At 67.7% G+C, this 21,397-nt stretch carries 19 protein-coding genes; 6 read left to right on the top strand and 13 right to left on the bottom strand.

Annotated elements, in window-relative coordinates:
• Window positions 1-867 carry a formate dehydrogenase accessory protein FdhE gene (gene fdhE, locus C7389_RS05325; protein ID WP_162851675.1) on the top strand — a complete coding sequence of 289 codons (867 nt, stop codon included), beginning with the start codon at window positions 1-3 and terminating at the stop codon, window positions 865-867.
• A 51-nt stretch (window positions 868-918) separates the two neighbouring features.
• Here fdhE and C7389_RS05330 read toward each other — a convergent pair whose 3' ends face one another.
• Window positions 919-3,048, bottom strand: coding sequence for a sensor histidine kinase (locus C7389_RS05330; RefSeq protein WP_133589089.1), 2,130 nt, complete (start codon window positions 3,046-3,048; stop codon window positions 919-921).
• A 43-nt stretch (window positions 3,049-3,091) separates the two neighbouring features.
• On the bottom strand, window positions 3,092-4,474 hold the full coding sequence (locus C7389_RS05335) for a sigma-54-dependent transcriptional regulator (RefSeq protein WP_133589091.1): 1,383 nt from the start codon (window positions 4,472-4,474) through the stop codon (window positions 3,092-3,094).
• Between the two features lie 1,143 nt (window positions 4,475-5,617).
• Between C7389_RS05335 and cyoA the strand changes: the two genes are divergently transcribed.
• From cyoA to cyoE, 5 genes are read left to right on the top strand one after another with little or no spacing between them, the layout of a single operon-like run.
• On the top strand, window positions 5,618-6,556 hold the full coding sequence (cyoA, locus tag C7389_RS05340; RefSeq protein WP_133589093.1) for a ubiquinol oxidase subunit II: 939 nt from the start codon (window positions 5,618-5,620) through the stop codon (window positions 6,554-6,556).
• A 4-nt stretch (window positions 6,557-6,560) separates the two neighbouring features.
• Window positions 6,561-8,534, top strand: coding sequence for a cytochrome o ubiquinol oxidase subunit I (gene cyoB / locus C7389_RS05345; RefSeq protein ID WP_133589095.1), 1,974 nt, complete (start codon window positions 6,561-6,563; stop codon window positions 8,532-8,534).
• 6 nt (window positions 8,535-8,540) lie between these two features.
• Window positions 8,541-9,173 (top strand): cytochrome o ubiquinol oxidase subunit III, encoded by a 633-nt coding sequence (cyoC, locus tag C7389_RS05350; protein ID WP_133589097.1) that lies wholly within the window; start codon window positions 8,541-8,543, stop codon window positions 9,171-9,173.
• Window positions 9,173-9,523 carry a cytochrome o ubiquinol oxidase subunit IV gene (gene cyoD / locus C7389_RS05355; protein WP_133589099.1) on the top strand — a complete coding sequence of 117 codons (351 nt, stop codon included), beginning with the start codon at window positions 9,173-9,175 and terminating at the stop codon, window positions 9,521-9,523. Before cyoC ends, cyoD begins: the two co-directional genes overlap by 1 nt.
• A 13-nt stretch (window positions 9,524-9,536) precedes the next feature.
• Window positions 9,537-10,430, top strand: coding sequence for a heme o synthase (gene cyoE, locus C7389_RS05360; RefSeq protein ID WP_211168215.1), 894 nt, complete (start codon window positions 9,537-9,539; stop codon window positions 10,428-10,430).
• Window positions 10,431-10,638: 208 nt separating this feature from the next.
• Here the strand turns inward: cyoE and C7389_RS05365 are convergent, their stop codons facing one another.
• The 11 genes from C7389_RS05365 to C7389_RS05415 form a co-directional block, all read right to left on the bottom strand.
• Entirely contained in the window at window positions 10,639-11,334 is a 696-nt protein-coding gene (locus C7389_RS05365) for an MgtC/SapB family protein (RefSeq protein ID WP_133589101.1), read from the bottom strand.
• A 29-nt stretch (window positions 11,335-11,363) separates the two neighbouring features.
• On the bottom strand, window positions 11,364-11,882 hold the full coding sequence (locus C7389_RS05370) for a hypothetical protein (protein ID WP_133589103.1): 519 nt from the start codon (window positions 11,880-11,882) through the stop codon (window positions 11,364-11,366).
• 143 nt (window positions 11,883-12,025) lie between these two features.
• The gene (locus C7389_RS05375; protein ID WP_133589105.1) at window positions 12,026-12,481 is read right to left on the bottom strand and encodes a PRC-barrel domain-containing protein; all 456 of its coding nucleotides are present in this window, start codon (window positions 12,479-12,481) and stop codon (window positions 12,026-12,028) included.
• Window positions 12,482-12,543: 62 nt separating this feature from the next.
• Window positions 12,544-12,837: a BON domain-containing protein gene (locus tag C7389_RS24810; RefSeq protein WP_162851676.1), complete on the bottom strand. Its 294-nt coding sequence runs from the start codon at window positions 12,835-12,837 to the stop codon at window positions 12,544-12,546.
• Between the two features lie 638 nt (window positions 12,838-13,475).
• Window positions 13,476-14,507, bottom strand: coding sequence for a YihY/virulence factor BrkB family protein (locus tag C7389_RS05385; RefSeq protein WP_162851677.1), 1,032 nt, complete (start codon window positions 14,505-14,507; stop codon window positions 13,476-13,478).
• 224 nt (window positions 14,508-14,731) lie between these two features.
• A complete protein-coding gene (locus C7389_RS05390; RefSeq protein ID WP_133589111.1) occupies window positions 14,732-17,719 on the bottom strand; it encodes a hybrid sensor histidine kinase/response regulator in 2,988 nt (995 codons plus the stop codon).
• Window positions 17,720-17,884: 165 nt separating this feature from the next.
• Window positions 17,885-18,292, bottom strand: coding sequence for a hypothetical protein (locus C7389_RS05395; protein ID WP_133589113.1), 408 nt, complete (start codon window positions 18,290-18,292; stop codon window positions 17,885-17,887).
• Entirely contained in the window at window positions 18,289-18,696 is a 408-nt protein-coding gene (locus tag C7389_RS05400) for a phage holin family protein (protein WP_133589115.1), read from the bottom strand. Before C7389_RS05400 ends, C7389_RS05395 begins: the two co-directional genes overlap by 4 nt.
• A gap of 41 nt (window positions 18,697-18,737) precedes the next feature.
• A complete protein-coding gene (locus tag C7389_RS05405; protein WP_133589117.1) occupies window positions 18,738-19,025 on the bottom strand; it encodes a glycine zipper domain-containing protein in 288 nt (95 codons plus the stop codon).
• 176 nt (window positions 19,026-19,201) lie between these two features.
• The gene (locus tag C7389_RS05410; RefSeq protein WP_133589118.1) at window positions 19,202-19,609 is read right to left on the bottom strand and encodes a hypothetical protein; all 408 of its coding nucleotides are present in this window, start codon (window positions 19,607-19,609) and stop codon (window positions 19,202-19,204) included.
• 212 nt (window positions 19,610-19,821) lie between these two features.
• Window positions 19,822-21,243 carry a sigma-54-dependent transcriptional regulator gene (locus C7389_RS05415; RefSeq protein WP_133589120.1) on the bottom strand — a complete coding sequence of 474 codons (1,422 nt, stop codon included), beginning with the start codon at window positions 21,241-21,243 and terminating at the stop codon, window positions 19,822-19,824.
• Window positions 21,244-21,397: the final 154 nt, after the last annotated feature.

Here is a 21,397-nt window from a genome sequence, read left to right on the forward strand (position 1 = left end):
ATGAGCCTCAGCCCGCAAACCATCGTCCCCGGCCCGGAACCGCGCAACTTCATCCCGCCGGAGCCGGCCGCCCTGTTCGCCGCCCGCCAGGACCGTCTCACCGAACTCGCCGCCACCTCGCCGATGGCGGACTGGCTGGGCTTCGTCGGCCTGGTCGCCGGCGCGCAAGTGCACACCCTGCCCCGCCTCGACGGCTTCAGCCATGAGCGCAGCGGTCCGCTGGACATCGCGCTGCTGCCGCAGCTGCCTGCCTGGCAAGGCGCACTGGATGGGCTGCTGGAAACGCTGGCGGCAGCAGTGGATGGCCAGGCACTGATCGCGCTGCGCAAGCTCGCGGCCCTGTCCGCGGACGATCGCAGCGCGCTGGCCGGCCGGGTGATCAACGGCAAGCTCGGCGAGGGCGACATGGACCAGGCCCCGCTCGCCACCGCGGCGCTGGAGCTGGTGGCCACCGTGATCGCCAGCCGCAGCTCCGCCGACGGCTTCTCCAGCCTCAGCGCAGCCTGCCCCGCCTGTGGCGGAGCCGCCGTCGCCAGCGTGCTGGAAACCCACAAGCTCAACGGCCTGCGCTATCTCTATTGCGGCAGCTGCAACAGCGGCTGGCACCATGTGCGCGCCCAGTGCAGCCACTGCAACCAGTCCGGCCGCGTGGCCTACCAGGCGCTGGAGGAAGGCGGGCTATGGCAGGCGGAAACCTGCGACGACTGCCATAGCTACCTGAAGCTCTTCAACCGCAGCAAGGCCCTGAGCTTGGACCCGGTGGCGGACGACCTTGCCAGCGTGGCGCTGGACCTCGCGCTGGGCGAGGCCGGCTACCAGCGCTTGGGCGCCAATCCCTACCTGCTGCTGGCCGCGCAGGCGGCCTGAGGCCAGGCGTCCGCCTCGTGTCGGGGCGGGCGTGCGTCGCGCCCAGGGCATTCAAGCCCCATCGCGGCGGAAGAAGCGGTTGGCGAAACCCGGTGCGCTGGGTTCCTCGCTGAACACGGGGTGGCTGCGCAGGTGCACCGCGAAGCAAGTGCCGGAGCCGGGCGTGCTCTCCACCGCGATGTGGCCGCCGTAGCGGGTGACGATGGCGTAGCTGATGGACAGGCCCAGGCCGGTGCCTTCCTGCTTCTTGGTGGTGAAGAAGGGGTCGAAGATGCGGTCCAGCACCTCGGCGGCGATGCCCTGGCCGGTGTCCTCCACTTCGATGCGCACGCCTTCGACACCATCCACCTCGGCATCCTCGGTGCGCAGCTGCAGCGCGCCGCCCTCCGGCATCGCCTGCATGGCATTCACGATCAGGTTGATCAGCACCTGCTGCAGCTCGCCGCGGTTGATCTCCACCTTGCGGCTGGCGTTCAGCATCACCTCCACCCGCACATTGCCGCGGCTGAGGTTGTGGCGGGTGAGCACCAGGCAGTCGTTCACCAGCGCACTCACGTCCACCGCGTCGGTATAGCCGGCGAAATCGCCCGGGCGGGCGAACTGCAGCAGCTTGGCGACGATGCCGTGGATGCGGCCGGCCTGCTCGTCGATCATGCGGATCTCTTCCCGCACCGGCTCGGCACCCTTGCCCAGCACCTCGCGCAGCAGCTCCAGGTTTCCCTGTATCACCGCCACCGGGTTGTTGATCTCGTGGGCCACGCCGGCGGTGAGCTCGCCGATGGCAGTCAGCTTCTCGTTCATCACCAGCTGCTGGTGGGCGCGCCGCAAGGTGGCGTTGGCCATCTCCAGCTCGGCGGTGCGGGCGGCGACCATGATGTCCAGCTCGTCGGCCCAGCGCTGCAGCTCGGTACGGCGGGCATCCAGCATGTCCAGCAGGTTGTCGAAGGTGCGGGCGAGCTGGCCCAGTTCGTCGTCGCGCACCACCGTGCCTACCCGTGCCTTCTCCTCGCCGGCCTCGATGCGCTTCATCACCGCCGCCATGCGCTCTATCGGCTGGAAAATGGAGCGCGCCCAGCGCACCGCCGCCAGGGTACCCAGCGCCGACACCAGCAGGAAGAGCAGGAAGAGGCCGCTCAAGGCCCAGTACAGCGCCCGCTGCAGCGGCTCCTGCAGGAAGCCGACATAGAGCATGCCGATGCGCTCGCCGTTGTCGTCGAACAGCGGCGAATAGCCGGAAATGTAGGGCTCATTGACGACGAAGGCTGAACCCAGCCAGGTTTCGCCCCGGCCCAGCACCTTCTCCTTCACCGCGGCGGACACCCGGGTGCCCAGCGCCCGGCCGCCATCGCGGAACAGGCGCACATTGGTCGCCACCCGGGTGTCGCCGAGGAAGAGCGTGGCGGTGCCCTGGCTGTCCAGCGGCAAGGAGGTGTCCTGGTACACCACCGCGTTGATGCGGTCGACGATGCCCAGGTTGCGGTTCAGCATCACCCCACCTTCCAGCACCGCGCGCAGCTGGCCGGCGGCGTTGAACACCGGCACCGCGATCTGGATCATCAGCCCGCGCTCCTCGCGCTTGCGCCAGTCGGGCGGCGCGTTCGGGGTGGCGATCAGCGTCAGCGCGGCGCGCTCGCGCAGCGCCGGCGAGAGGGCGCCCAGGTGGGCCGGCGAGAATACCGCCAGCGCATGGTGGGCCCGCCCGGCCAGCGCCTCGCGCACCACCGGCCACAGGGTGCGCTGCTGGAACTCCTGCGGCAGCGGCCGCTGCACCGACAGGGGCTGGCCATGTTCGTCCAGCAGCATCAGGTAATCCAGGCCCTGGATGGAGGCGGCGGAAGCCAGCAGTTCCCTGACGTCGCCGGCGTTCCTGCCGTTCACGCCCCGGTCCAGCGCCACCGCCAGCTGGTGGGAGCCAGCGAAGCCGACCAGCCCGCTGGCCACGCCCTCCTGCACCCGCTCGAAGTACTGCCGGGCGGTGAGCAGGTCGGAACTCACCTTGTTCACCAGCAGCTGGTTGTAGCCCTGGGTGCCCCACACCCAGACGATACCGAGCAGGATGGGCACGCCCAGCAGCAGCGGCGCCAGCACCAGTGCGAGCAGGCGTGCCCGCACCGAGCCGAGGCCGGGGAAAAAAAGCCATTTGCGCCTTTCGGCGGCGCCGGCATGGGCGGATGGCGCCACCGCCTTCAGCCCCGGCCACGCACGCCGCGCCGGTACAGGCGGCTCACACCGCCCACTCGGCGCACTTGCGCTCCAGCGTCTTGCGCGAAACCCCCAGCAGCTCCGCCGCGCGGGTCTTGTTGCCGCCGCACTGCTCCAGCACCGCGAGGATGTGGCGCTTCTCCACCTCGTCCAGCAGCAGCGAGGTGGCCGCCGGCGTGGGAGTGCCGGCATCGCTCCGCCCCGCCACGCTGCCGCCCAGGCTGTCCAGCGGGAACTCGCCGAACAGCAGCGAGCGTTCGACGAAGTTGCGCAGCTCGCGCACATTGCCCGGCCAGGGATAAGCCATCAGCCGCGCCGACACCTCAGGCTCCACTGGCAGCGGCGGCACGCCCAGCTGCATGGAGAGCTGGCGCATGAAGGCGGCGCCCAGCTCCGGGATGTCCTCGGCACGTTCGCGCAGCGGCGGCACCGTCAGGGTGATGACTTCCAGGCGGTAGAACAGGTCTTCGCGGAAGCGGCCGGCCTCCACTTCCGCCCGCAGGTTGCGGTTGGTGGCGGCCAGCACCCGCACGTCCACCGGTACTTCCGTTTCGGCGCCCACCGGCCGTACCCGGCGTTCTTCCAGCACCCGCAGTAGGCGGGATTGCAGCGCTAGCGGCAGTTCGCCAATCTCGTCCAGGAACAGGGTGCCGCCGTGGGCGTAATGGAACAGGCCGTTGCGCGCTTCGCGGGCGCCGGTGAAAGCCCCCTTCACATGGCCGAACAGCTCGGACTCGATCAGTTCGGCCGAAATCGCCGCACAGTTCACCGCCACGAAGGGCTTCTCCGCCCGCGGCGACCACTGGTGCAGCGCCCGCGCCACCACCTCCTTGCCGACGCCGGATTCCCCCTGGATCAGAACGGTCGAAGGCGTGGGGGCGATACGGTGCAGGATCTGCCGCAGCCGGGCGATGGCGGGCGATGCGCCCACCATGCCGTCGTCGCCACGCGCACTCTCGGCCACCTGACGGCGCAGCAGGAAGTTCTCCCGCGACAACCGGGTGCGCTCGGTGCAGCGCTTGATGGCGTTGGCGATCTGGTCGACGCGGAAGGGTTTGAGGATGAAATCGGACGCGCCGGCGCGCAGCGCGTCGATGGCGGTTTCCATGTCGGCGAAGGCGGTGATCAGGATCACGTCGCCGGCGAAGCCTTCCGCCTTCAGGTCCTGCAGCCACTCGATGCCGGCCTTGCCGGGCAGCGCGATGTCGAGGATGACGAGGTCGAAATGGGTGTGCTCGAACTTCTTCGCCCCCTCCTCCGCCGAGCCGGCCAGCTCCACCGCGTAGCCGCGCATTGCCAGCGCGCGGGCGAGGAAGCTGCGCATGCCCTGCTCGTCATCGACGACCAGGATGCTGCCTTCGTGCCCGGTAGGGCTGGCCACTTCATTGACCTCGCTCTCGCTCATCGCCGGCCTCCGGCGAAGGAGGAACGCTGGACGGGGCCGGGTAAGGCGGACCAGGCCGTCAGACACCTAAGGGACAGGGAAACTGGAAAACCGGGAAACCGCATGCTCACCGGCGCGCCGGGCGCCGCCTCTGGACTGGGAACCCTTCGCCCCAGCACGACGAAGGCCAGGGACACGGCCGTGTGCGCTCAGGGAGGGAGGGGGAGGAAGCGGCGGAGTCTACCAGTTCGCCCGCGCCCCTGGGCAGGACGCCGGCGGTGGCAAAGCCGGGGAACACGGCCGGTGGAGGGTGCGGCCTCTTCCTGCTGCTGCGTGGCGAAACCGGTGCTCCCCTCCGGCCAGCGCGGCATCCAATATGGGGACAATTCAAGTAATCGCGGACGATCCAATTAACCTTTATCCAATAAAGGAAATAGGGTTTTATGAACTTGAAGACGAGGGGTTATTGTCGGCAATTTCCTTAATCTATCTTTAAGAATTGCGATGGTGCAGCATTTTTTGTTTTAATCCACTCATTAATTAAATTAATATCAGTAAATGCCATATTGCTTCGCTATCTCCTCCCATCTCCCTAAAAGCATCTTGCTCTCCTTCAAGAAAAAATATTTTTACCCTTGTTTTTCAATTTGTTGAAAACTCTGAAGAACGGCTTTTTATTCCCGTCCGAGCAGAAAGGCCTTTAGGAGGAAGGGGATTTTTCTATCCATTTTCCAATACCCATATTCATTGCGCACCGCCGCATTAACCCATTACTTACGGGCTCCCTCGTATTGTAGTATCCGCGCTTTCCTCCCCCCGACCTGCTGGCGTGGTCCGTCTCCTCCTCCCTTCCGGACGTTGCGATGACAATTCCGCAACGTGGCCGCAATACCGGAATTGCAGCGAATTTCTCTCGGGCAATTCACGTCCGGGATATCTGCAAGACAGCCCTTTTTCCGCCCCGGGCCTGCCTCCGGCCCGCTGCCGCCAGCACGTTCTGCACCGCCGCAGCTTCAGCACCGGCCCCACCGGCTCCCGCCCGTTCCCTGGCTGGCTTCACCTCCCGATTCCGCGCGTGCCGTCCCCGTACGCAGTTTCGCCGCCACGCGCCGGCCCGTTCGCAGCGGGCCATACCACGCATTCCTTTCATCCATGAGGCAAAAAATGAGAACGAGGAAGTACCCCAACATTCTCCGATGGCTCTCGCCAGCCCTCGCTGCAGCCGCCTTGAGCGGCTGCAGCGGAGGGATTCTGGACCCCAAGGGCCAGGTCGCGGCAGACGAGAAGTCGTTGATCATCACCGCCACGCTGCTGATGCTGATCGTGGTGGTGCCGGTCATCGTGATGACCCTGGTGTTTGCCTGGAAGTACCGCGCCACCAACACCGAAGCGGTCTACGAGCCGAAGTGGTCGCATTCGACCAAGATCGAGCTGGTGGTATGGATCGTGCCTATCCTCATCGTCTCCATCCTGGGGGTGATCACCTGGAAGAGCACCCATGCACTCGACCCCTACCGCCCGATCGAGTCGGACAAGAAGCCGATCAACGTCGAGGTGGTGTCGCTGAACTGGAAGTGGCTGTTCATCTACCCGGACCTGGGCATCGCCACGGTGAACGAGCTGTCCTTCCCGAAGGACGTGCCGGTGGCCTTCAAGATCACCTCCGACGCGGCGATGAACTCCTTCTTCATTCCGCAGCTGGGGGGCCAGATCTACTCCATGGCCGGCATGCAGACCAAGCTGCACCTGATCGCCAGCGAAGCCGGCACCTATAACGGTTTCTCCGCCAACTACAGCGGCGGCGGTTTCTCCGGCATGAAGTTCGAAGCCATCGCCCAGCCCAGCGAAGAGGCCTTCCAGGCCTGGGTGGAGAAGGTGCGCACCTCCGGCAGCACGCTGGACGCCCTCGCCTACGACGACCTGGCCAAGCCCAGCGAGAAGCATGCGGTGACCTATTACGCCTCGGTCGCGCCGAACCTCTTCGGCGCCATCATCGGCAAGTACATGAATACCCACGACGTCGGCACCGTCGGCGAAATCCTGGGTTTCAACACCTGGCCCGGCGCGCAGATCTGCCTGGCGCCCGCCAACACGGAGCTTTGATCAGATGTTCGGCAAACTGACACTGGAGGCGGTGCCCTATCACGAGCCCATCGTGATGGTGACACTGGCCATGGTCGCGCTCGGCGGCCTCGCCCTGATCGCGGCGATCACCTACTTCCGCAAGTGGAACTACCTGTGGACCGAGTGGCTCACCTCGGTGGACCACAAGCGCATCGGCGTGATGTACATCGTCGTCGCCCTCGTCATGCTGATCCGCGGCTTCGCCGACGCCATGATGATGCGCTCCCAGTTGGCGCTGGCCACCAATGGCGCGCTCGGCTACCTGCCACCGGACCACTACGACCAGATCTTCACCGCCCACGGCGTGATCATGATCATCTTCATGGCCATGCCCTTCATGTTCGGCCTGATGAACATCATCGTGCCGCTGCAGATCGGCGCGCGCGATGTGGCCTTCCCCTTCCTCAACTCGCTGTCCTTCTGGCTGCTGGTTGCGGCGGTGGTGCTGATGAACCTGTCGCTGGGCGTCGGCGAGTTCGCCCGTACCGGCTGGGTGGCCTACCCACCGCTGTCGGGGCTGGAGTACAGCCCGGGGGTCGGAGTGGATTACTACATCTGGGCGCTGCAGATATCCGGCATAGGCACGACGCTGACGGCGGTGAACTTCCTCGTCACCGTGCTGAAGATGCGCGCGCCGACGATGAAGCTGATGGAAATGCCCATCTTCACCTGGACCTGCACCTGGGCCAACGTGCTGGTGGTCACCTCCTTCCCCATTCTGACCGCGGCGCTGGGCCTGCTGACGCTGGACCGTTACCTCGACTTCCATTTCTTCACGAGTGACGGCGGCGGCAACGCGATGATGTACATCAACCTGTTCTGGGCCTGGGGCCACCCCGAGGTGTACATCCTGATCCTGCCGGCCTTCGGCATCTTCTCGGAGGTCATCTCCACCTTCACCGGCAAGCGCCTGTTCGGCTACAAGTCGATGATCTACGCCAGCGGCGTGATCGCCTTCCTGGGCTTCATCGTCTGGCTGCACCACTTCTTCACCATGGGCTCGGGCGCCAACGTGAACGCCTTCTTCGGCATCGCGACCATGGTCATCTCGGTACCCACCGGGGTGAAGCTGTTCAACTGGCTGTTCACCATCTACCGCGGCCGCCTGCACTTCACCTCGCCGGTGCTGTGGACGCTGGGCTTCATGGTCACCTTCACCATCGGCGGCATGACCGGCGTACTGATGGCGGTGCCGGGCGCGGACTTCGTGCTGCACAACAGCCTGTTCCTCATCGCCCACTTCCACAACACCATCATCGGTGGCGCGGTGTTCGGCTACCTGGCCGGCTTCACCTTCTGGTTCCCCAAGGTGTTCGGCTTCAAGCTCAACGAAAAGTGGGGCAAGGCCTCGTTCTGGTTCTGGCAGATCGGCTTCTACTTCGCCTTCGTGCCGCTGTACATCCTCGGCTTCCTGGGCATGACGCGCCGCCTGAACCACACCGACAACCCGGACTGGACGCCCTGGCTGTACGTGGCCTGCATCGGCGCGGTGCTGATCCTGTTCGGCATCCTGTGCCAGTTCATCCAGGTGTTCGTGAGCGTGCGCGACCGCAAGAAGCTGGTGGACGAGAGCGGCGACCCGTGGAACGCCCACACCCTGGAATGGGCCACCTCCTCGCCGCCGCCGTTCTACAACTTCGCCACCACGCCGGTCGTGCATGACATCGACGCCTTCACCGACATGAAGGAAAAGGGCATCGCCTACGACCGCCCGGCCAAGTACGCGCCCATCCACATGCCGCGCAACACTTCGGCCGGCCTCATCATCGGCGCCTTCGCCACGGTCGGTGGCTTCGCCGCCATCTGGCACATCTGGTGGCTCGCCATCGTCAGCCTGGTGGGCATCATCGCCGCCTTCCTGGTGCGCGCCTACGACAACGATGTGGACTACTACGTCCAGCCCGCCGAGATCGAGCGCCTCGAAAGCGCCCATCTCGCCAAACTCGCCAAGGCCTGATTCCCCATGACGTCCCACGTTATCCAATCCCACGTCGCCCATGCCGCCGCGCATGGGCACGACCACGAGCACGAACACCACGACAGCGGCGGCAGCACCGTCTTCGGTTTCTGGCTGTACCTGATGACGGACTGCATCCTGTTCGCCTCGGTGTTCGCCACCTACGCGGTGCTGTTCATGAACACCGCCGGCGGCGTCTCCGGCAGGGACATCTTCGAGCTCGACTTCGTGCTCGTGGAAACCTTCGCCCTGCTGCTGTCCAGCATCACCTATGGCTTCGCCATGATCGCCGCCCACAAGGGCAACAAGGGCGGCGCCACCCGCTGGCTGCTGGCCACCTTCCTGCTCGGGGCGGTGTTCATCAGCATGGAAGTCTACGAGTTCCACCACCTCGTCGCCGCCGGCCACGGCCCCAGCAGCAGCGCTTTCCTGTCGGCCTTCTTCGCCCTGGTGGGCATGCACGGCCTGCACGTGGCCGCCGGCATGCTGTGGATGATCGTGATGATCGTCGAGGTGAATCGCCGCGGCCTGGCACCGCGCACGATGACGCGCCTGACCTGCCTCAGCCTGTTCTGGCACTTCCTCGACATCGTGTGGATCTGCGTGTTCACCGTCGTCTACCTGATGGGAGCCCTGTAATGAGACAACATCCCCAAGCCGGCCACGGCGCCCACGCGGCCCATGCGGACGAGGGCAAGCACGGCAGCGTGCAGAGCTACCTCGTCGGCTTCATCCTGGCGGTGATCCTCACGGTGATCCCGTTCTGGATGGTCATGGACAGCAATGTGTCGCGCAAAGCCACGCTGATTGCGATCTCGCTGTTCGCCATCGTCCAGATCGTGGTGCACCTGAAGTACTTCCTGCACCTGGACTTTTCCACCGAGGGCAAGCCCAACACCTTCTCCTTCCTGTTCACCGCGCTGGTGATCGTGATGCTGGTGGGCCTGTCGGTGTGGATCATCTTCAGCGCCAACGCGCTGATGATGTGAGCGGAGCGGTAAGGTGACTCTCTCCCCTTACCTGTCGCGGTATCTGTCGGTCACCAAGCCCGGCATCATCTTCGGCAACCTGATCTCGGTCATCGGCGGCTTTCTGCTCGCCAGCCAGGGCAACATCGACCCGGTGTTGTTCCTGGCGACCGTGACCGGCCTGTCGCTGGTGGTGGCCTCCGGCTGCGCGCTCAACAACTGCATCGACCGTGACATCGACGGCAAGATGCAGCGCACGCGCAACCGGGTGACGGTGACCGGCGCGATCTCGCCACGGGCCGCCGCCGCCCACGGCGTGGTGCTCGGGCTGGCCGGCTTCGGCCTGCTGGCCTGGTACACCAACGCCGTGGCCGTGACCTTCGCCGCCGCTGGCTTCGTCATCTACGTCGGCGTGTACAGCCTGTACATGAAGCGCAACTCGGTCTATGGCACGCTGGTCGGCAGCCTGTCCGGCGCGGTGCCGCCGGTGGTGGGCTACTGTGCCGTCAGCAACGAGTTCGACGCCGGCGCCGCCATCCTGCTGACCATGTTCAGCCTGTGGCAGATGCCCCACTCCTACGCCATCGCGATCTTCCGCTACGCCGACTACAAGGCGGCGAACATCCCGGTGCTGCCGGTGGCCAAGGGCATCTCCGCGGCCAAGCGCCAGATCGTGCTGTACATCGTCGCCTTCGCGGTCGCCACCGCGATGCTGGGCCTGCAAGGCTACGCCGGCTACGACTACCTGGCGGTGGCCGGTGCCACCACCCTGTGGTGGCTGGGCATGGCGCTGTCCGGCTACAAGCGCGCCACCGACGACCGCGTGTGGGCCCACAAGGTGTTCCTGTTCTCCATCGTCACCATCACCGCGCTGAGCGTGATGATGGCGGTGGATTTCCAGGTGCCGCCGAGCGCGTTCGCAGGCTGAGGCTTCCTTTCGGGAAGATCGAACGGCCGGCCTTAGGGTCGGCCGTTTTCTTTGGGCCGTGCTTGCGCCATGCCACGGACGGGGCGACGGCTGACGCCGCCTGCAGGCTGATGCAGATGTGGCATGAGAGGCCATGCCGGCTTGCCGGGGCTACGTGAGTAGCCCTGCGCGGGAACCCACAGGCGCCCACCTTCAACTGGCACGGCCACTACCCCGGCCGGCCGTTGTGGCTCGGTGGCTTCTCCGTCGGCTTCTTCTCCGGCGACACCGCCGGCGGATCGCTGGCGGGAAAGCTCTCCTCGCCGGATTCGTCTATCAGGTCTTCCACATGCGAATCCTGCGGCTTGCGCTTGGCCGGATCGGTCACCGGCAGTTTTTCGTTCATCGGCTTGTTCATGCTCCTCTCCTTTTCCAGGGCAGCGGCGGTGGGGGCGGTGCGCTCCACATCGTCGCCGCGTCCTTCCATGCGGTGCAGCAGCGAGAGCACGCACCAGGTGAGCACGGTGGCCGCCAGTGCGGTGCCAAAACGGCCCAGGCCGGCGGTGATGCCTATGGCCGAGGTCATCCAGATGCCGGCGGCGGTGGTGAGGCCGCGGATGTCATGCAGGTGGTGGCGCTTGAGGATGGCGCCGGCGCCAAGGAAGCCGATGCCGGTCACCAGGCCTTGGATGACGCGGGAAACGCCGTCCTGCCCCATCTCCACCTCTTCGGCAACGATCACCGCCAGGCCGGAACCGGCTGCCACCAGGATGTGGGTGCGCAGGCCGGCGGACTTGCCCATGCGCTCCCGCTCGTAGCCGATGACCGCGCCGCATACGATGGCGAAGGCCAGCCGCAACAGGGAGCGCAGCACCTCGTGCCCATCTCCGAAACCGGCGAGCAGTTCCGCGATCAGGAAATCCATTGCCCCTCCGCCCGCTTCGCCGCCGCGCTTCAGGATTGCGGCGCGTCGCCCAGGCTCACGCCGGCCGTTTCCGCCTCCCGCGCGCGCCGCGCCAATGCCCGCAGGCACAGCGCCACCGTGCCAGCGAAGACTTCGTCGAAGACCGGGAAGGCGCCGCTGGCGGCCACCACGATGCCGTCGATGCAGACGCTGCCGGCCAGTACCGTGTCGCCGGTACGCAGCAGATGGGGCAGGCATTCCTGCACCCGCCGGCCGTCGCTCCCGGTGCGCCAGCTCAGTTTCGCCTTGGCGCGGGCAAAGGCGGCGTAGTCGGCATCCCAGCGGCTGCGGTCACCGAAGGCCTGTTCGTAGAGCACCGCATCCTCGAAGCTGCACTCCCCCGGCAAACGGCCTGGGTCCATCACCACGATGTAGAGGAAGCCGCTGCCCACGACCTCGCGGTCGGCGAGCGCGCGCTCCATCATCGGCGCGGCCAGGGAAACCGCCTGCCGGGCCAGGTCTGCGCCGAGGTAGTGGCTACCGCCCTGGCCTCCATCCGCTGCTTGCATGGCCGTCCTCCTGTCACGCTCCGGCGGCCCGGCCTGCAAGGCCATACCCTTCGTCCGGAGCCGTCATAGGGAGGGGCCGCGCCTTGCGGCACGGCCCCAGGGGGCGCCCCGGCACGCTGGCGCGCACCGGGGGCCGGTGGCGCTTACATGCGGTCCGGCTGCCAGTAGGCACGCTGGCCGTAGTAGGCATGGACCTCGTTGGCCCAGGTGGTATCGGCCATGCTCGGCCAATGGTCCTTGTCGAAGCCGGGCGCGTTCTTCAGCCGCTCGGCGTCCACATCCAGCACGAAGCACTTGCGGTTCACGTCCAGCGTCAGCGCAGACCACGGGATCGCGAACAGCTTGTCGCCCAGGCCAAGGAAGCCGCCGGAGGACAGCACCGCGTAGGCCACCCGGCCGCTGGGCACGTCGATCATGATTTCCTTGATCTTGCCCAGATCCTCGCCCAGACGATTGACCACGTCGTCGCCTTCCAGCGTGCTGGCGGCCATCACTTCCGGGCCGGGGCCGTTGGGGATGTCGGTTTCAGCGCCCACGATGGCGGGGTTGCCGCCGCTGCGGGTCGTGCTTCCAGTCTGAGGGGGGTATGCACTAGCCATTTTCCGTTTCCTCCATTAGTCAATCGGGTGATGGCCATCCACCGGCGGTGCCGGCGGCGGACTCATCCCTTGCGCTGCCCGCGGGCCACGTCGGCGGCCAGCCGCCGGGCGGCCCCCGCCGGGCCCGCGCCCTGCCCGCCGGCCATCCTCTGGCCGGCGCGGGGTGCGACAGGAATGCGATTGATCACATCCCTCACGCCCCAGCAGTCATGGGCGGCGTCCTCGATCGCATGCTTCATGCCGCGCTCGGGCACCGTCCCTTCCAGGGTGACGCGAGCGTCATTCACCCCCGCGCTCACGTCGCTGACGTCCAGTTCTTCCATCCGCGTCAGGGGCTCGCGGATGAGCTCGCGCATGCGCCCGTGCAGGCGGCTGCAGTTGCGCGGCCCACGGGGCCAGCGGACGGCTCCCCTCGGCTGAGGCCGCAAAGTCAGCCGGCCGAGCGCCATACGGGAGCGTGCTATCCAGGCGGGGGCAGCGCTCGTCGCCATCCGGACCGTCGAAGGCAATGTCGCGATTGGTGAAGCCGCCATAGCCCTCATCCTCCGATCCGCCGCCGGCGAAGCGCCACTCGCCGTGACCGGGTGCGGCCAGTTCCGCCCGGCCTGCACCGGGGACGGCGAGCGCGGCCTGGCCGTCCCCGAAGCGCAACTTGGCATCCAGGCGGCCGACCAGCCCGCTGCCGGTCCATTGCCCCGGCGGTATCGGCTCCTCCGCGGCCGCAGCGCCGCCGGGCTGCGGGAGGGACTGCGGATATCGTGTTCCCATCGTCACCACTCCTGTTTCCTTGGATTGCGTCGCCATTCTTGGCCGCCCTCTAGCGCCCCCTTCCGGGCCGCCGCCCAAGGTGCAGCTCCGGCGCTGGTTTTCCCTCGGCTTTCCTCTGCCTTCTTCCCTTTTGCCTGCCCTATGGAGGGCAATCGCCGTGCCTTGCGCTCTCCCCGCCGGATCCGCGGCGAAAGCACGCCTGCCAGCGCCCGTCTTCACGCAAGAATTACAGCGGCGTGTAGTTCTTCGCCTGCTCCCAGCGCCGCGCCACGTTGGCGGCGGCCTGCGCGCCTATCAGGAAAACAGCGGCGGAGAAGAACAGCCACATCATCAGCACCGCCAGGGAGCCGGCGGCACCAAAGGCATTGGCGGTTCCCACATAGGCGAGGTAGCGGGCGAAGAGTTGCTTGCCGACGGTGAACAGCAGGGCGGTGACCACTCCGCCGATCACCGCCGCCCGCCAGCGCACCGGCAGGTCCGGCAGCACCTTGTGCAGCATCGAGAAGGCGAGGCAGAGGAAGCCGAAGGAGATCGCCATCTCCAGCGCGTGCAGCAGCGTCACCAGCCCCAACCCGCCGAACACCACCCGGCTGCCATAGGCCAGCGCCGCGTCCGCGATCAGGAAGACGACCACCAGGAAGCCGATGCCGACGACCAGGCCGAAGGAGATCAGCCGCACCTTGAGCAGGCTGGTGATCACATGCGGGTTGTCGGGCACCCGCCAGATGAGGTTGAGCGAGCGGTTCAGCTCGGCGAAGGTGGCGGTGGCGCCCACGGCGGTGCCCGCCAGCGAGAGCCAACCGGCCCAGCCGCCGCCGCCGGACTTCCAGGCGCTGGCGACCATTGCCTGCACCGCCACCGCGCCATCGCCGCCGACCACGGTCTCTATGCCGGAGAACAGACGTCCCTGCACCGCCTCGACACCGAAGAACAGACTGGCAACGGCGATGGCCACGACCAGCACCGGCGCCAGGGAGAAGGCGGTGTAGAAGGCGACAGAGGCCGCCATCGACAGGCCGCCGACGGACATCCAGTCGCCGACCACGCCGGCAACGAAGCGCGCCCCGCCCGAGGCGCGGGCCAGCGGCGAACGGGACGCCGCCTTGTTGCCGGCCTCATCCGGGGGCGGCGGGCAGTCTTCCTCTTCGACCTGGGCGCCGGCAGCATGGGCGCCGGGATCGCGACGCTTCACCGGCGGCCGGGCGGTCGCGGCGGGGTGGGAGGAACGGGTCTGTGCGCCGGGATAGGAAGGAGCCATGCCGGCTCGCTTGCAAACCGGGTGCCCGCCGAAGGCGCGAGCCACCGAGCAGACCGGGGCACGGGCAAGGCAAGCCGCCTGAGCGCATGGCAGGTGGAAGAATTCAACAGGTTCGATGGCGCGTCGCGGGGGCTGCGGAGCCGGGCGGGGCCGTATGCCGGAGTGGGCGGGCCGCCCCTCCATGTATCACACGTTATTGCCCGGGCGGCAGCGCCGGCGGGCGCTCAGGCTTCGCGCGCGAGCGCCTGGGTGGTGGAAACCAGCGCCGAGGTGCCGGCGGCTTCCCGCCGGCCGAGCACGTCCAGCACGGTGTCTATCAGCCTGTCTTCCTCCACCGGTTTGCCCAGGCGGGACTGGAAGCCGGCCTCGGCAAAGCAATCCTCGCCGAGATGAGTGAAAGCGGTGCAGGCGATCGCCGGTACCTGGGGCAGGTGGTCCATCTTGCGGATCTCGCGCAGCACCTCGAAGCCGCTGGCGCCCGGCATGGCGATGTCCAGCACCAGCACCGCCGGCATCGGCAGCAGGGTGGTCGTCCCCCATATCTCCAGCAGCGCCTCGCCGGACTCGAAGGTGCGCACCTGGGCGCCGGCATTGCTCAGCATCAGGCGCATGACTTCGCGGGCGTCGTCCTCGTCATCCACCACATAGGCCACCACCCCATCCAGCACCCGGGCCTCCGGCCCCGGTCCTTCCGGGTTGGCGCCCTTCACCGAGGCGCCGCTGCGCGCCCGCGGCAGCACCACGGTGAACACCGCGCCCTGCTTCGCCCCGGCGCTGGCCGCACGCACACTGCCGCCATGCAATTCCACCAGGTTGCGCACCAGCGCGAGGCCGATGCCAAGGCCAAGGTAGCGTCGCGTCATCGAGGTGTCCGCCTGGCTGAAGCGGTCGAACACATGGGGCAGGAAATCCGGCTCTATGCCGATGCCATTGTCCGCCACCGACAGTTCGACATGCTCCTCCTGCTGCTTGAGGCTGACTTCGATCAGCCCCGCCTCCGGGGTGAACTTGATGGCATTGGAGAGCAGGTTGCTGACGATCTGCTGCAGGCGGTCGAAGTCGCCCTCCACCGGCACCACCGCGTAGTCGCAATCGAAGCGCAGCTCTATCTGCTTGGCCGCCGCCGGCTCGCGCGACAGGTCCAGCGCCACGCCTACCACGTCCACCAGGTTCACCCGGTAGAGGTTGAGGTCCAGCTTGCCGCTGATGATGCGGGAGGTGTCCAGCAGATCGTCGATCAGCCGGGTCTGGTGGTCGATGTTGCGCTTGATCGCATCCGCCGCCCGCCCCACCAGGCCGGTATCCAGCGTCTTCGCGCTGGAGAGGATCTGGCTCCAGCCCTTGAGCGCGTTCAGCGGCGACCGCAGTTCATGGGAGACGATGGCCAGGAATTCGTCCTTCGCCCGGTTGGCGCGCTCGGCGTCGCCACGCAGTTTGTGCTCGGCCACCAGCAACTGCTCCAGTTCCAGTTGGGCGCGCTTGCGGTCGGTGATGTCCTTGGCCACGCCGACCAGGCCGAACACCACGCCATCTTCGTCGCGCAGCGGCGATTTGGTGACGAGGAAGGTCCGGCTGATGCCCCCTATGGTGCGATGCTCCTCCACCACCGCCGGCCGCCCGGTTTCTATCACCCGGCGGTCGTTGGCGGCGGAGACGGCGGTCTCGCCATCGTCGCCGAAGATGTCGGCCTCGCTGCGGCCTATGACCTGCGCCTGGCTCAGCCCCATCACCTGCAGCGCCGCCGGATTCACCATCATGATGCGGCCGTCGCGGCCCTTGGCCACGATCAGTTCCGGCGTGCTGGCGGCAATGGTACGCAGCAGGGTGGTGCTCTCGCGCAGCACGGTCATGGTGCGGTCCAGCGCGCGGGTGCGCTCGGCCACCCGGCGGTCCAGCGCGGCGTAGGCCTCGCGTTCGGCGTGGGCGCGGGCGCGATTGGTGCTGACGTCCCGCAGCACCATCACTCCGCCCATCAAGCGGTCGCGGTGGTCGCGTATCGGGGTGGAGGTCACCTCAACCGCCTGCAGGCTGCCATCGCGCCGGCGCACCGCCGGTTCGCCATCCAGCGACAGCGACACGCCGCGCGAGAAGGCGGTACGCAGCGGCCCGCCCAGGGGCTCGCCGGTGGCCTCGTCGACCAGCGTCAGCAGCTCGCCCACGTCGCGTCCAACCGCGGCGGCCGCCTTCGCTTCGAGCAGCGCCTCCGCCGCCGGATTGAGGAAGCTCACCCGGCACTCGTCATTTACCGTCAACACCGCGTCGCCGATGTTCGCCAGCGTGGCATCCAGCCATTGGCGCTGGGTGGCTTCGCGGCGCTCGGCGAGGGAGCGCGACTGGTTCATCTCGTCCAGCCGGCTGGAGGTCCACAGGATGAGGGTGAGGCAGGCGACGATCACCGCCACCGTCAGCGCGCCCTCGCTCTCCACGTTCTCGAACCAGCCTACGCGCTGCCCCAGGGCCTGCAGCCAGCCGGCCAGCAGCGGCAGGCAGACTGCCAGCGGCACCAGGCGGCGGACGATGACGGCGCCGGGCGAGTCGTGCTCCAGCAATTGCATCAGGCGGGAGGATGGCCGCGTCACCATCAGGCCGAAGCTGCCCGCCGCCAGCCCGAGCGCCACCGGCAAGGCCATGCCCAGCGAGGGCACGGCCAGGTCCAGCCGCACCAGGCGGAAGGTGAGACCCACCAGCGCCACCAGCGCCACGCCTGCCACCGCCACCGCGAAGAACTGCGACCACTCCCAGGCCCGCTGTCCCTTCAAGGTCGCCAGCACCATGCCGGCGGCGAGCAGCCCATAGCAGCAGGCCGTGCCCGCCGAGGTGGGCCGGGATTCAAGTTCGCTGAGCAGCGCCAGCGCGCCTGTGCCGGGCTCCGGCAGCCAGCCCATCTCCAGGCCGACGCCCAGGGCGGCGAGCAGCAGCGCCAGCGTGCCGACGCCGCGTACCGGCCAGCGCAACTCCCCTGCCCTTTCGCTGCCCAGCATCCGCAACCCGAGGGCGAACAGCATCAGCATGAAGACGCCGCTGGGCATCATCGGCCGGGAGTCCGCTCCCAGCGTGGTCAGTTCGGGAATGTCGGCCACCCAGCCGACCAGCCCCAGAAGCGCCAAGAGCGCGATGAGGGCACTCGCCCCCACCGCGCCGCAGCGCAGTCTTGCAGCCCAGAGCCCGGTGTCGCCCATTACCAGACGGCGGAATATGTCGGGTATGCGCATCGTCCCTCTGTCGGGCCCTTGCGGACCGGGGAGATGCAGTCAAACCCTGGCAGGCTGCATTCAAAGTTCTTTTTCAACATCTGACTCATTCACTTCCGTTCATGCTCTCACTACCGCCGCCGGGCAGGCCCGCGGCCGGCCCGCCTTAGGCACCGCCCCCCTGCTTCATCCCACCCGGCCGCGCCGGGCAGGAGGGCCCGGAGGGGGCGCTCCGGTCTGCGCCACGCGGCTGCGGCGCTTCAGCAGCAAGGCGCTCGCCGCCGTCAGCGGATCACCGTAGCGCATGCGCAACAGCGTCATCGCCAGACCAGCAACCATCCCCAGCACCCCGCCCCCAGCGGCCGCGGCGCCACCGGCCGCCGCCACTTGCTGCGGCCCCTGCCCGCGTGCGCCCTTGCGCCCGCGCAGCACGCCGCCGACGACGAAGCCGGCAGCCACCGCCGCCAGCAGGCCCTTGCCGGACACAGCGGCGTCCCGCTTGCCCCGCAGCCAGACCGCCGCCGCCTGTTCCAACTGGCGGCGGCTCTCCTGCACCTGGATCTCCGCCTCGCGTACGTCCCCGCCATCGATCACAGCGTTTCTCCTTCCGCCGGCTCGCCCCGCAGCTGTCGCAGCGTGGCGGCGAAGGGCAGTTCATCCAGCCGGCGGCGCAACCAGGCAGCCGCGGCCAGCGCGGCCACCACATTCAGGCCGGCCGCCACCATCAGCACCATGGGCCAGGACACGCCGGCACCCAGCAGCCAGCCGCTGGCGGCCACCACCAGGGCCAGCCAGGCGGTCACCAGCAGCACCGAGGTGACCACCACCACGCAGACGATCTCTATCGCCCGGCGTGCGGAATAGCGGGCATCCAGCACCGCGAGCAGCAGCAAATCCCCCGCCAGCCGGCGCGCCCGGCCGAACAGGGTGACAATGCTCTCGCCGGCGCTGGCCCTGCCTCCTGCCGCCCCGGCGCTGGCCGCTCTCCGGCCTGCCATTCCTTCGCCAGGTCCTCTTTCGCCCTGCATCCCCGGACCGCTCAACGCGACAGCAGGCGGCTGAGCAGCAGGCCGACGCCCACCGCCGCGGCCACCGCGGCGAGAGGATGATCGCGCACGCAGCCGCGCGCGTTCTGCATCCATACCTCCTGCTTGTCCATCAACTGGTGGCCAAGTTCTTCTCCCCGCGCACCGACGTCACGCATGGCGGAAGCCGCGGCCTCGGTGACGCGGCCCACTGCTTCCTGCGCGCTGCCGGAAAGACGTTCGAGGCGGGCAGCGCCCTGTTCGCTTGTTCCGGCGATGGTGGAACCCGTAGTGGTCGTCATGTTTCATCCTCCGTCCGTGGTTCGCCCGGCAAGGCTGCGCCGCGGCCGGCAGGGCAGAAAAGGAAGCCGGCGGCGCGTCGGTGGACGCAATCGGCGTTCCCGAGCGCTACAGCCTGGCGCCAAGGCAGAGCGGCCCTCCCCCGCCCGCATTTCCCGCCTCTCCCGGCCTTGCTTGCTCAGCCCTTCCCCCTCTTGCGCGCCCGCTCGCCCGTTCTGGAGTGCCCGGCGACGTCCACGCCGTCCTCCGGTACATCCGCGCCCGGGCTGCCCTCCGGTGCCGCGCCCGGGCCAGGTACATCGGAGGGCACGCCGCGGCGGTCGGTATCCACCAGGCCGTGCTCGATGTCGCTGGCGGCCTGCTCTATCACCTGGCGCGGCCGCTTCTCGCCCGGCCTGGGCGGCGCAGCCGGCGCTTCGTCGCGCTCGAAGGGCAGCGGCAATTCGTCCTCGCGGGGCTGGCGGGCGACATTGCTGTCCTCCGCGTCGGGCACGGGAAAACGCCCGTGCGTTTTCAGCGGATCCTTCTTCGGATCCTTGCCCGGGTCCTTCTTCGGCCGCGCTTTGTCCTCGTCCTGCGGTTTCATCGGCTTGCCTCCTTCTGGATAGGGACGCCATGCCTGCAGCATCCGCCGTTCCCGGCGGTGCCGGAAGTAAGAGCTACCGCGACGCTGTAGCTCTTACATGCCCGCCGGCTATGCCGACGGCAGCCCCGCCCGCACAGGCTGGCTTCCACACCGCCGGCCCGGCCTACGCTGGGCGGGGGTACGGGCCGATGGCTGCCTCGCCGCCACCCGCCCTAACGCCTGGCGCGACGCGACTCTTCCGGCGCGTCGTCCTCGTCGTCATAGTCCTCCAGGCCATCGGCCCCGTCCTCGCTCCCGCCCTTGCCGGCGTTGTAGGCGGCGAGGCGGTTGTAGAGGGTCTTGAGGCTGATGCCCAGCATCTCCGCCGCCTTGCGCTTGACGTTGCCGCATTCCAGCAGCGTGGCTTCCATGACGCGCCGGTTCACCTCTTCCAGCGGGGTGCCGATGCGGATGGTGAGCACCGGGCTGTGGGCCGGCTGCAGGAAGGCTTCAGGCGCAAGCTCGGCTTCGATGACTTCGTCGGCGAGGATGAAGGCGCGATGCACATAGTTCTTCAGCTCGCGCACGTTGCCTGGCCAGGAATGGGCATAGAGCGCAGCGACGGCCTCCGGCGAGAAGCGCTTGTTGGCCTGCTCCTGCTCGTTCAGCTCGGCGAGGAAGTGCTCCGCGAGCAGTTCGATGTCGGTGCCGCGCTCGCGCAGCGGCGGCAGGTGGATGGGAAAGACGTTGAGGCGGTGGTACAGATCCTCGCGCATGCGGCCTTCGGCCACCGCCTTCTCCGGCGAGCGGTTGGTGGCAGCGATCAGGCGCACGTCGGTGGCGATGGCTTCGTTGGTGCCCACCCGCATGAAGCTCTTGGTTTCCAGCACCCGCAGCAGCTTCACTTGCAGGTCGGGGCGCATCTCGGTGACTTCGTCCAGGAACAGGGTGCCGCGGTTGGCACGTTCGAAGAAGCCCTGGTGCTGGCGGTCGGCCCCGGTGAAGCTGCCCTTCTCGTGGCCGAAGAGTTCGCTCTCCACCAGTTGCGGCGACACCGCGCCGCAGTTGAGCGGCAGGAAGGGCTGGCGCTTGCGCCGGCTGAGCTCGTGAATGGTCTGCGCCGCCACCTCCTTGCCGGTGCCGCTCTCGCCCACCAGCAGCACCGAGGCCGAGGTGGGCGCCACCCGCGCCATCTGGTCGTACACCTTGCGCATCGCCGGCGAGTTGCCAAGGATGTGGCCGAAGCGCCCCAGGCGCAGGAGCTCGTTGCGCAGCTCGCCGATTTCCTCGCGCAGGTGCTCGGTCTTGGGCACCCGCTGCAGGATGCCGCGCAGGCGCTCGATGTCCACCGGCTTCACCAGGTAGTCGGTGGCGCCTGCGCGCAGCGCCTCGATGGCGCTCTCCACGCTGGCGTGGCCGGTGATCACCACCAGTTCGGGCAGTTCGCCCGCTTCGAATTCGTTGACCAGTTCGATGCCCTGACCATCGGGCAGCATCAGATCGGTCAGGATCAACTCCGGCTTGGAGCGCGTGAGGTGGATGCGCGCCGCCCTCAGGGAATCCACCGACCCCACGGTAAAACCTTCTGCACGGATGAACTCCGTCATCCAGCCGATGGTATCCGGGTCGTCGTCCACCAACAGTACCTGCGGCATTTTGCCTCCATGTTGAATAATGAGCCTGCCCCGTGGACCGGATGTTAGCTTCGTCCGGCCTCCCTCCACGGAGCCTCAGTTGCTTTTTATCCGGGCGCATTCCCATGCGCACCGGGCAGGCTATTTGCACCGTCCACGTGGTCCCCTCGGGAGG

The sequence above is a fragment of the Azoarcus indigens genome (genome assembly GCF_004361735.1).
Taxonomy (GTDB): domain Bacteria; phylum Pseudomonadota; class Gammaproteobacteria; order Burkholderiales; family Rhodocyclaceae; genus Azoarcus; species Azoarcus indigens.